Annotated in this window: 6 protein-coding genes and 2 pseudogenes; 4 read left to right on the forward strand and 4 right to left on the reverse strand. The window is 35.9% G+C overall.

All coding sequences use genetic code 11. The features are described 5' to 3' along the window. Positions 1 to 403: 403 nt before the first annotated feature. Positions 404 to 3,010: a HEAT repeat domain-containing protein gene (locus ACSAZK_RS17900; protein ID WP_440955365.1), complete on the reverse strand. Its 2,607-nt coding sequence runs from the start codon at positions 3,008 to 3,010 to the stop codon at positions 404 to 406. Positions 3,011 to 3,550: 540 nt separating this feature from the next. Here ACSAZK_RS17900 and ACSAZK_RS17905 point away from each other — a divergent pair. After that, complete coding sequence (locus tag ACSAZK_RS17905; RefSeq protein ID WP_440955366.1) at positions 3,551 to 5,479, forward strand: hypothetical protein; 1,929 nt, start codon at positions 3,551 to 3,553, stop codon at positions 5,477 to 5,479. Between the two features lie 420 nt (positions 5,480 to 5,899). On the opposite strand, the pseudogene ACSAZK_RS17910 reads toward ACSAZK_RS17905, so the two are convergent. Continuing rightward, positions 5,900 to 6,103, reverse strand: a pseudogene (locus ACSAZK_RS17910) (hypothetical protein); the annotation flags it as partial. A gap of 255 nt (positions 6,104 to 6,358) precedes the next feature. Between ACSAZK_RS17910 and ACSAZK_RS17915 the strand changes: the two are divergent. Then, positions 6,359 to 6,616, forward strand: a complete 258-nt coding sequence (locus ACSAZK_RS17915; RefSeq protein ID WP_440955367.1) for a tetratricopeptide repeat protein — start codon at positions 6,359 to 6,361, stop codon at positions 6,614 to 6,616. Positions 6,617 to 6,676: 60 nt separating this feature from the next. After that, positions 6,677 to 8,323, forward strand: a complete 1,647-nt coding sequence (locus tag ACSAZK_RS17920) for a tetratricopeptide repeat protein (RefSeq protein WP_440955368.1) — start codon at positions 6,677 to 6,679, stop codon at positions 8,321 to 8,323. A 172-nt stretch (positions 8,324 to 8,495) separates the two neighbouring features. On the opposite strand, the pseudogene ACSAZK_RS17925 reads toward ACSAZK_RS17920, so the two are convergent. Then, a pseudogene (locus tag ACSAZK_RS17925) lies at positions 8,496 to 8,732 on the reverse strand (argininosuccinate synthase); the annotation flags it as partial. 239 nt (positions 8,733 to 8,971) lie between these two features. Between ACSAZK_RS17925 and ACSAZK_RS17930 the strand changes: the two are divergent. Further along, complete coding sequence (locus ACSAZK_RS17930) at positions 8,972 to 9,376, forward strand: hypothetical protein (RefSeq protein WP_440955369.1); 405 nt, start codon at positions 8,972 to 8,974, stop codon at positions 9,374 to 9,376. A gap of 185 nt (positions 9,377 to 9,561) precedes the next feature. Here the strand turns inward: ACSAZK_RS17930 and ACSAZK_RS17935 are convergent, their stop codons facing one another. Further along, entirely contained in the window at positions 9,562 to 10,749 is a 1,188-nt protein-coding gene (locus ACSAZK_RS17935; protein WP_440955370.1) for an argininosuccinate synthase, read from the reverse strand. Positions 10,750 to 10,977: the final 228 nt, after the last annotated feature.

Below are 10,977 nucleotides of genomic sequence, written 5' to 3' on the forward strand. Positions count from 1 at the left end.
ATTCACAAACTACCAGAAAAAATTTTCACAACTGTGAGGGGTGGGATTCGAACTTGCAGAATTCTTGATAAGGGATTTCAAGAAAAGCATACATAACCAATCAAATCTGTTTTCCAGTACCTGATCTGAGAACCAGAGAAGGGGGATTAAATCAAAACACTTTATAAACATTTAATCATTAAAAACATTTGTTGTGCAAAACCACATGCAAAATAGATTTTCACCTTTCTATATGATAACTTTGCAACTAAAAATTTATTTTCAGTCCATGCAAAACAGCTAAGAGCCAGGATATTTTACAAAAGAAAAAAATGATCTTTATATTGTTGTTTTAAAGTAACGAGAATAAGAAGTTAAGCAAATTAATATTTTCAAACAGATATAACTCTCAAGTTCGAATGATTCAGCTTAACTGTTCAACGAGATCCTCTCTGTCATTCAACAACAGATAGCCTTTAATTTTCCGGGCTAATCTTTCCGGAAGCCTGGCCAATTTTGTAATGTGCTTCCCTTTTATTCTCTTCAAATCGTCTTTTAGTTCATCATAAGAAATTTCCTGCAAAGGAATTGTTACTATGTGCTTTGCCCCTGTCCCCAAAATATCAATTCCCGAAGAAATTTCGATTTCTTCTTTTATTCCAGGTTTCAGACAGATCCTTATCTCGCTCATTTCCTGAGTAAGTCCATCCAGTTTTGCCCCTAAATCCTGACCTACTTTGTTTATATTTTCGACAACAGTATCTTCAGGAACAACTTTCACAGTGGGAATCTGACCAATCACGAAAAGCAGGGTTTCATACTGTTTCGTCAGATCTCTTTCATACCTCATTACTTCAATCTTATTCAGAATATACTCGTTTTCGGGTAGATCTGCTACTTTCGATTTTAAAAGATAAGCAGCGTCCTCCACTTTTTGAGTCATTTCCTCCTGACTCCCAATTTCCCATTTCTGAACTTCCCGACTGACAGCACATGCAATTTCTTCCGTCTCAGTACCTTGAGATTCCCGGCACGCGGTCTTTGCTTTCTCCTGGATTTCTTCGAGGAGGGATTTTAGTTTTCGATCGAGGAGGGGAAAGCCTTTTTTTATTGTAGCTGTAGCATAAGGTGATACTTCTTCTGTTTCAATCATCAATTCTGCGGCCTGCTCGCAGTATTTCCTGTAAAAATTAAGTTCATTTTTCTTTGCTTCAAAGCCTATATTTTCAAAATTTTGGACTTCCTTTAATGCATTATACAGATTTTCAACAGCTTCAAATAATATTTTTTTGTTTTCTGACATAATAATTGTATATTTCAATTCTCTCAAGTGTTTACTAATTTCATCTTCTACCTTTTGTTTTTTAGGAAAAATTATCGTGTAGAATGATCGGTAAAATGGAAAGCAAAAATTAGAAGGGTTGTAGTAGGTGTCTACAAAAGAAGATTTGTCAAAAAAATTGATCGCTTTTTCCAGTTCACTTTTGTAATCGGTTTCATTTTCTGCCACCGATGCTCTATATATTGAAATTTTTCCAAGGGCATGATATGCATTAGCTCTTACCGGTTCATATTCATTTATAGCCAGTTCGATTAAATAGTCCCAAGCTTTCTGTTTATCAGGGATGTCTGAAAAAGCAGACCCAAGTGCTTTTGCTACCGCCTTTTGCACATCCCCTTCTTCATCACTGGTCAGTTTTATTAAATCTTCCCATGCTTTTTGTTTATCTGGGATGTCTGAAAAAGCAGACCCAAGTGAATATGCTGCATTCATTCGCACCCATCGGGCTCCATCTTCGGTTAGTTTGTGCAAATCTTCCCACGCTTTTTGTTTATCTGGGATGTCTGAAAAAGCAGATCCAAGTGCTTTTGCTGCATGCATTCGCACTCCTTTGCTTTCATCACTGGTTAGTTTGTGTAAATCTTCCCACGCTTTTTGTTTATCTGGGATGTCAGAAAAAGCAGATCCAAGCGCTTCTGCTGCAATCCAACTCGATTTACTATTGTTGGCCAATTTATGTAAATCACTCCATGCTTTTTGTTTATCCGGAACATTTAAAAAAGTATATCCAAGTTCCATTAATGGTACCATTTGCCCAATTGTCTGGCTCTCATTGGCCAGTTTTATTAAATCATCCCACATTTTCTGCTTATCAGGGACATTTGAAGATACAGATTCAAGTGCTTGTCTTACCCATAATTGCACCCATAAATCCTTATCATTAAACAGCTTTATTAACTCATCCCACATTTTCTGTTTCTGTTTATCCGGGACGTTTGAAAAAACCGATCCAATGGCTAGTGATGCTTCACTTCGCACCATAGGGTCTTCATCTCTGATCAGTTTGTATAAATCGTTCAAAGCTATCTGTTTATCAGGAACATCTAAAAAAGCAGATCCTATGGCACCTGCTGCCCCCATCCGCATTAAAATTTCATCATCACTGGTCAGTTTGTGCAAATATTCCCATGCTTTCTGTTTATCTTGGACGCGGGAAAAAGCAGACCCGAGAACAAGTATTGCCCCCCATTTTCCCCACCCATCTTTTTCGTTGACCAGTTTTATAAAATCTTCCCATGTTTTCTGTTTATCGGGAACGTTTGAAAAAGCAGATCCAAGCAATTTTGATGCTTCCCTTCGTACCCATTCATTTTTGTTTTCATCGGTGATCAGTTTTATTAAATCTTCCCATGCTTTTTGTTTATTTGGGACTTTAGGAAAAGCATATCCAAGTGCTTTTGCTGCTCCCATCTTAACAGAATGTTTTTCATCGCAGGTCAGTTTTATCAAATCATCCCAAACTTTCTGTTTATCCGGAACATGGGATAAAGCAGATACAAGGATAAATTCTGCCTTATTTGTCGCATATGACCCTAAGTTATCCACAGCGTTTATCAGTCTTATTAAATCTTCCCATGCTTTTTGTTTATCGGGAATATAATTAAAATTCAACTTTAGATGATCTAAAGCTTCTCTACGTTCTTCTAGATCTTCACTAAAAGATTTTATATGAATTTCTTCTTGATCCACAATTCTTTACACCATTATTCACCTAACACCCTCAAATTTATAAAACATTCTTTTTCTCTACTTCATTTCTAAAACTTTTGTTTATCACATCTACTTCAATTTTAAAGCAGTCATTAAGGAAAAGCCGGTCGTCTTTGCCGACCGGTGAGTGCCCCGTTTATCTAAAATAAGCTTGTTAACGAACGGTATTCTTAGATTATCATTATGATCTTCACTGTGGAGTGTTTTTCTCTCTTTAGCAGAGAGTTTTTCCTCTCAATCCCAATTCTGTAAAAATATATTTTTTCGGTTGGCGGTCACTTCAATCGAATCCTCTGCATCCGCTTGTCCGAATTTGAGCGATCGAAAAACTGTGATCTTTCGCTTTGAGGAGCAATTTAAATGTCCATTCGTTAAAATCATATAGATATCTTTCTTCTAGGAGTAAGCTTGACAATTAAAGTAGAAAGAATGCATTAATTTATATAGATTTAAATTTTTTATATAAATCTTTGATACATATAAAAAAGAATATATGTGTAGTTAGAAATTTTAGTATTCATGGACATGGAATCGACTTTAAAATATCATCTTCCTGGTTTAGGTCAACTAAAAGCTGAGCTTTATTTAAACTCTTTACAAGCCTATAAATTAATAAAAGAGAAAAGCCATGTCCAACGTCTAAAGGAAATTGACCAATTAGGCGTAATAAGAAATGTCTATGAGGGTGTTCATCACTCTCGATGGGAATATGTGATGGTTCAATTAGGAATATTACATCAATTAAACGTTATAGATTTAGATACTGGCTGTAAACCATCGAAAGGCATGGGATTAAATTCAAAGGTAACAATTAATTCTCGAAATACAAGTTATGTTGAAATTATTCAAATGTGGATTATGCTTCTAAATATGGGTCATCTTCCTGGGACCTTTTCTAGTGAAAAGGCTCTTTTGAAATGTCTAAAAGGGGATTATACATTACAAAAATCCTTAAAAGACGGTCTTCCCAACAAAGAAGTAAAGTCTTATTTTTTCAAAATAATTGCCGAAGAAAATATCTATGATCTCCACAAAGTTTTATCTTTTTTTTATTTAAGTAGGTATAAAAGGTATAATCCTGAATTGATTGAGTATTTAGTTAAGGTTCTCGAATTATACTGTATTGATTACCCTGTAATTGACAAATATGATGAATTCGATATTGTTAGAAAGAAATCTATAGAAATTACGCTAAATAAAAATAAACAAATCTTTAACAAAATAAGACAAATTTCTTATTTATATCTTGATTCAAAATACGGTCCAACACCATTTAACTTCGATTTGGAATGCATTTTAATCAATTTGTCTGAATATGTTGATAAATTGTTTCTTGACAATGGTAATCATATTGCTCAAAGCATAAATGATTTTGATAAATTTCTCTCTTCAACTATTTATCAATCAGAAGACTCTTTGCAAGCACAAGGATTTCATGTAAAAAGAGTAGCTGAAAATATAAAAAAAATGTGTAAGGATGATGAAATTTATGGCATCAATAAATTTTTTAAATTTTTATACCGCAATGATAACTTTAACTATAAATATAATTATACTGATTACTTAGATCTCGACTCTCAGATAAAGTTTTCTATATGTGCTAAAAATCCAAATCTTCTTGAATTATGGGGGCAAGAAAATTATGATAGAATGTATCCTAATAAGTTAAAAAATATACTTAATTTCAAATATGAAGATAAGTTAAATTTAGATTATGGAATTAAAAAATGTATATTTTCTGTAGAACCTAGTATTAAAAAAGAAAATTATAACATAGCTTTTTCATTTTTCAAAGGTTGCAAAGATCCCCAAAGGTTTGAAATATTAGGAAAACTTATAAAAGATTTGGTTTCTTTGGAGAATGAAATTCAGACTTCAAATTCAGGTGGTCAAGAAGGAACCTTTAGACTTATCTATAAGGATCTTTTTTTGTATTTACTGAAACAAATTAGTGAAAATAAGTGCATTTTTAAGTTCGATAATTATACCACGTTGGATGTACCTTGTATAGGAAACGTGGGGTCAACTTCCGCAGCAAATTCGTTAAAAAAAATGATTGAGAATTTTGAAAATATTGAAGAAATCGGTAAATCTAGAATGCATGAAGTGGGAAGTCTTGAAAAATCTTTGAGAGAGATTGAGCATAGGGGCCCAATTATTGTCTGCTCAAATCAAATAAAAGTTCAAACATATGACCGAAATGACCTGACAGATATCGATGGCATAGGTTTTGGTTACAAGAATGGAAACCTACACCTTTTATTGGTTGAAGCGAAAAAAATGAAATTACGTCCCTTAAAAGAATCAAGAGATCAGCTTATTACGAATTTGAAAGATAAACTAAAAGTAAATACCAGTGCCATTAATTCATTAGATGAATATATAATAAATCTGGATAAAAGCGTTTGCTGTTATCTTCCTGTAGACGGTAAGTTATTCAACGATTAAAATATTAGTTATATCTTGGTTTTCAAAAATTACTTGTAACTATTCATTCCAAAAAAAACAACATCAATGGCCATCTTTATAAAATTTTTTAAGAGCGTTGGAAAAGTCTGAAATCTATAAATTATCGCACACAGTCATTGAAATTTAAATTAGTAATTCGGCATCATTCGGAATTATTAAATTTATGTACAATGATCAAATTGGGCAAATTTTAGGAAATTGTGGACTTTTCCGAAGCTATCTTCTTATGTATGTTTCTGTGAATTCTGTGAATTAATTTTATTAAATTGTTGCTATTGATTGCGCTTTTTATATTGTCTCAGTAAGCGACCAGATATCTCAGTTTAGTCAAAATCAATATCAATCAACTGATTTTGGCAGGCTAAATAGTTATAAAAAAGAAACATCAACCTGCCCCTCTTAAAAAAGGACTGGCAAAAAAATTCGCTCTGTATCTACAAACTTCTTGAACAGCCTTGCCTGGAACCCGTGATACTTCGCAAACCCTTCGGCATCCTTCTGGTCAATGTTCTGACTATCAAACGAAACCAGTTCCTCAGAATACAGAGCATTCGGAGAGCAGCGGGCAAGGATTGTGAGGGCATCTTTGTAGAGTGACCTTTTCCATGATCTTGATTTTTTTCAGAAGTTTGTAACCAGTAAAAAACTTTCAACTTAATTTGAAGAGTAATCCTATTTTGGGAAATACATCCAAAGGAAATATTGCTGAAAGGAAAAATGTAAATCAGTTAAAGGGATGGTAAAATTGTAGTCAATACAAGAAGATTGATCTTAGATTCGTATCTAATATCTCTAATTATTTATATAATATTTCCATTATATATGTATTTGACAAGGATCAAAGCTTTGAGATAACCTATGAACGCTCAAAAGTTCTTCGAAGAAGGAGAGACACTTTACAAAAAAGAGGATTTTCAAAACGCACTGGATAAATACACAGCTGCGTTAAAAGAAGATCCAAATTATGTGGATGCTTTAATCAAGAGAGGTCTTGTTTATAGAAAAATGGGAAATTATGGGGCTTCTATATTAGATTTTGGAAGAGTTCTTTATATCAAACCAGCTAATAAATCTGCTTTAGAAAATAAAGGAGTTTCTTTGTTAAATTTAGGATAGGTTAAAGAAGAAGATGAAGCTAAAAAGTGTTTTCAAATATCTATTAAATGTTTTGAAAATTTGATAAATCTCGATCGTTCTTTAATCGATGCCTGGTATTATAAAGGATTAGCGCTTTCAAAACTTAATCTCTATGAAGACGCAATAAGTTCTTTTGATACTGCTATTAAATTGTGTGAGTTCACTGAATGTAAATATGATGTACGGGAACTCATCTTAGATGAATGTTTTAAATATGAAAGAAGTAGGTCTGTTTTTGAAAGTTCAGTTAAGAAATATTCAATACCTGTTGATTTAAAAATTAAAAAAGGATTTACATACCGTAATATGCAAAAATATGAAGATGCAATATGTTCCTTAGAAGAAGTTTTAAAAATATATCCTTCTTGTGAAGAAGCTTGGAAAATAAAAGGAAATATTTTCTACGATCTTAATAATTATGGTGAAGCTTTAGCAGCTTACAATACGGCTTTAAAAATTAACCCTGGAAATATTTATTTATGGAATAACAAAGGTGTTGCACTTTCAAATCTCCGCAGATATAATGATTCATTAAAAGCTTATAATAAGGCCATAGATATTTGCCCTAAATACGCTAATGTGTGGTATAACAAAGGCCTTACACTTTCTGAATATGGAAAATTTAATGATGCTTTGGAAGCTTATAGGGAAGCAAGTTCTCTAAAAGAAGAAGATTACGCCGCATATACTAACAGTGGAGAAATTCTCTTTAACTTGAAGGATATAAATGGTGCACTAGAACAGGTTACTAAAGTACTCGAAGTGAAGAATAAAGTAAATAAGACTACAAAAGCTTTTGCGTTTAAACTCATGGGTCAAATTCAAATAGAACAGCAAAATTATTTGAAAGCTATTGATAATTTTGATCATGCTTCCAATCTTGACCGTGAGAATCCACTCTTTCTCCTTCTGAAAGCTCATGCCCAATATTTAAGAGCTGAATTTTGTTATAAACACTATGAAAAAATGTACAATCAAGAAATGCTTTCAATTATAAGGGGACTAGAAAAAGCAAACATGTGTTTTTCTATTAAATGTCAGGAGACTTATGGGGAGAAAATCAAATTCTTTGTTGGAGGGATATTTGCAAGGATCTACAGGCTTTATCCTTGGAGAAACCTGAGATATTACATAAAAATGATAAGAAGATCCCAAGAAATGAATGAATATGAGGAAAAGAAGAAGTATAAAAAAATACAGGCATATATACTCTATTTTTTAGGTGGATTTTATTATAAATGTGATGATGTTTTTACCGCAATGGAAAAACTTGAAAAATGTGTGGAGCTTAAACCATGCACTGAAATACAAAATTCTGCCAATGAATTAATCGATTATATATGGAACTATCAAATTAGACCAATTTGGTGGAAGTGGTGGTTATATTCACCTGTAAAAACTTGGTCGAAAAGAGTGTTATTTTTAGTTCTTTTTTCTTTAATTTTAGTATTGGTAATCTATCCTTTTATAGATCCAGGAATTTTTAAAAATATTGATTCTACATTGTATGTATTTTTTGTTTTAATTCCAATTTTACTCCTTGTCTCTCCCTGTATACGTTTCATCACGGGAAAGGGCCTAGAATTAAAAATGAATCTGGAACCTTCGGTTAAATTTGAGTTTTCCCATGCAATAGTTGAAATAAAATTGCTTGAGTTAGAAAAAGATTTTGATTTAAAGGAATAAAATTTGAAAATAATATCCTATGTTTTAGCTTAATTGGAGATATTGAACTATTTTTTCAACGTATTGAATCTCTTTATTCTCTCAAATTTTCTGACACTATGTAGTGTTCCAATTCATCAAAAAGAAATAAGCCTTTAAAATGAAAAAGGTGCCATAAGCACCTTTCCTCCTTTCACTCTTTACCCACGAACTTCTTAAACAGCCTTGCCTGGAACCCGTGATACTTCGCAAACTCTTCGGCATCCTTCTGATCGATAGTCTGACTATCAAACGAAACCAGTTCCTCAGAGTACAGCGCATTCGGAGAGCTGCGAGCCAGGATCGTCAAACTGCCCTTGTAGAGCTTTACCTTGACCGTCCCGGTTACCTTTTCCTGGGACTTGTCGATAAATGCATTCAAATCGGCATATGATCATGAAATTTATTCTAAATTTTTATGATGTGAAAATAGAATTGATTTCAGGATAGTTTCTTAGTAGTATATAGATATCTTGAGAATAATCCCGACTTAGACTAAATCTAGTTAAATATATCCAATTATAGATTACGTAGACTATATACGGAAGATTTAAGATATTCTTGAACTTATAAATGAGTAAGGGAATTTAGTTGCTCACAATGAATCCATCTTCTGTGGGGTACAGAGTATTGGATGAAGAACAGGAAGGTAGAATTATTATAGTTTTAACAATGTTGGCAGCAATACTAGTTTTTGGCTATGGTTTTTATTTAAGTCTTGGTGATGAATATGTTTTTGGAGCTTCTGTATCAGGCGAGTCTGTTTTTGAGGTCAACCTGACCCCTGGTGTGACATATAAGTTTTTAATCGACGGTGGGCTTATTGGTGGCCCTGTTAGTATCGATGTTACAATAAGCAAAGGTTCTTACGTTCCTTTTGATGAAAGCTTCGGGACAGATCCTCTGGATACATCCACGGTTTATTATCCTTATGAGCCGATGTTTACCGTAAAAGAAAAGGGTACTTATCAGGTCCATATCGACCCGGGTAGTTCCGGATCGTGTGAAATAGCAATTTTTGATGTGCACAAGTAATATTGAGCTGATCCCAGAACTCAAAGTTGCTTCTTTGAATCCAGTATTCTGAATGATCAGTTGAGTTTGTGATCACGGAAAATAGTTTTGAAGCTTTATTGATTTGCGGCTAAAATTGTTTTTGGGATGAACTCAATAAAAAAGAGGGGGCCTGTCCCTCTAAAAGGACAGGCAAAAAAAACCTTTTATTCCTTATCTACAAACTTCTTAAACAACCTTGCCTGGAACCCGTGATACTTCGCAAACCCTTCGGCATCCTTCTGGTCAATCGTCTGACTATCAAACGAAACCAGTTCCTCAGAGTACAGCGCATTCGGAGAGCTGCGAGCCAGGATCGTCAAACTGCCCTTGTAGAGCTTTACCTTAACCGTTCCGGTTACCTTTTCCTGGGACTTGTCGATAAACGCATTCAGATCGGCATAGAGCGGGTCGTCCACTAAGCCGTAGTAGGCGAGTTCGGACCACTGGTCGTCCACCATTTTCTTGAACTTGAGTTCGCCGCGGGTGAGGACGAGTTTTTCGAGGTCGGCGTGGGCGGCGAGGAGGACGGTGGCTGCGGGGTGTTCGTAGTTTTCGCGGGCTTTTAAGCCGAGGACGCGGTCTTCGATCATGTCGGTCCTGCCTACGCCGTGGGTGCCGGCAATCTCGTTTACCATCATGATGAGGTCGTAGCCGGACATCTCTTTGCCGTCGAGGGAGACGGGGACTCCGGCTTCGAAGCCGATGTCGAGGACGATTGGCTCTGTGGGGGCTTTTTCAGGAGACTGGGTCCATTCGAAGATGTCTTCGGGAGGGACGTTTGCGGGGTCTTCGAGGAGGCCGCCTTCGATGCTGCGGCTCCAGAGGTTTTCGTCAACGCTCCAGGGCTTGGCTTTGGTGGCTTCGACGGGGATGCCGTGTTCCTTGGCGTAGTTGATTTCCCATTCGCGGGTCAGGTTCATCTCGCGCATCGGGGCGATTACTGCCATGTCGGTCTGGCGGAAGATGGCTTCGAAGCGGAGCTGGTCGTTGCCTTTTCCGGTACAGCCGTGAGCCAGGGCGACGGCGCCTTCCTTCTTTGCTGCCTCGACCACTTTCTTGGCGATCAGGGGGCGGGCAATGGAGGTTCCCATCACGTAGCCTTCGTAGTCGCCGTTGGCTTTGATCAGGGGAAAGACGTAGTCCTGAACGAACTCTTCCTTTGCGTCGATCGTGTAGTGGGCGTCGCTGATCTTGGCGGCTTTCTCGTCGGCTTTCTTAATGTCCTCTGCCGGCTGGCCCACGTCAACTGCAACCGTGACTACTTCGTCGTACCCGTACTTTTCCTTGAGGATGGGGATGCACACTGAGGTGTCAAGCCCTCCCGAATATGCTAATGCTACTTTCTTTACCATGTTAACTACCCCTTTTTTCGCAAATTTCACAAACAGCGGAAATTCACGATGAAAAGTGAACTTGAGAATTCCGATCTAATTCGGATTTAATTTTGATGATTCGGATGCAATTTCGATCCGCTTCCGATGTATTCGGATCCTGTCAGATGTATCCGGATGTACTTTAAAGGCATTCGAATACCCCTTAGATGTATCCGGATGTACTTTAAAGGCATTCGAATGTCCTTC

Origin of the sequence: Methanosarcina sediminis, assembly GCF_052056915.1 — an archaeon.
In the GTDB taxonomy this organism is placed as follows: domain Archaea; phylum Halobacteriota; class Methanosarcinia; order Methanosarcinales; family Methanosarcinaceae; genus MTP4.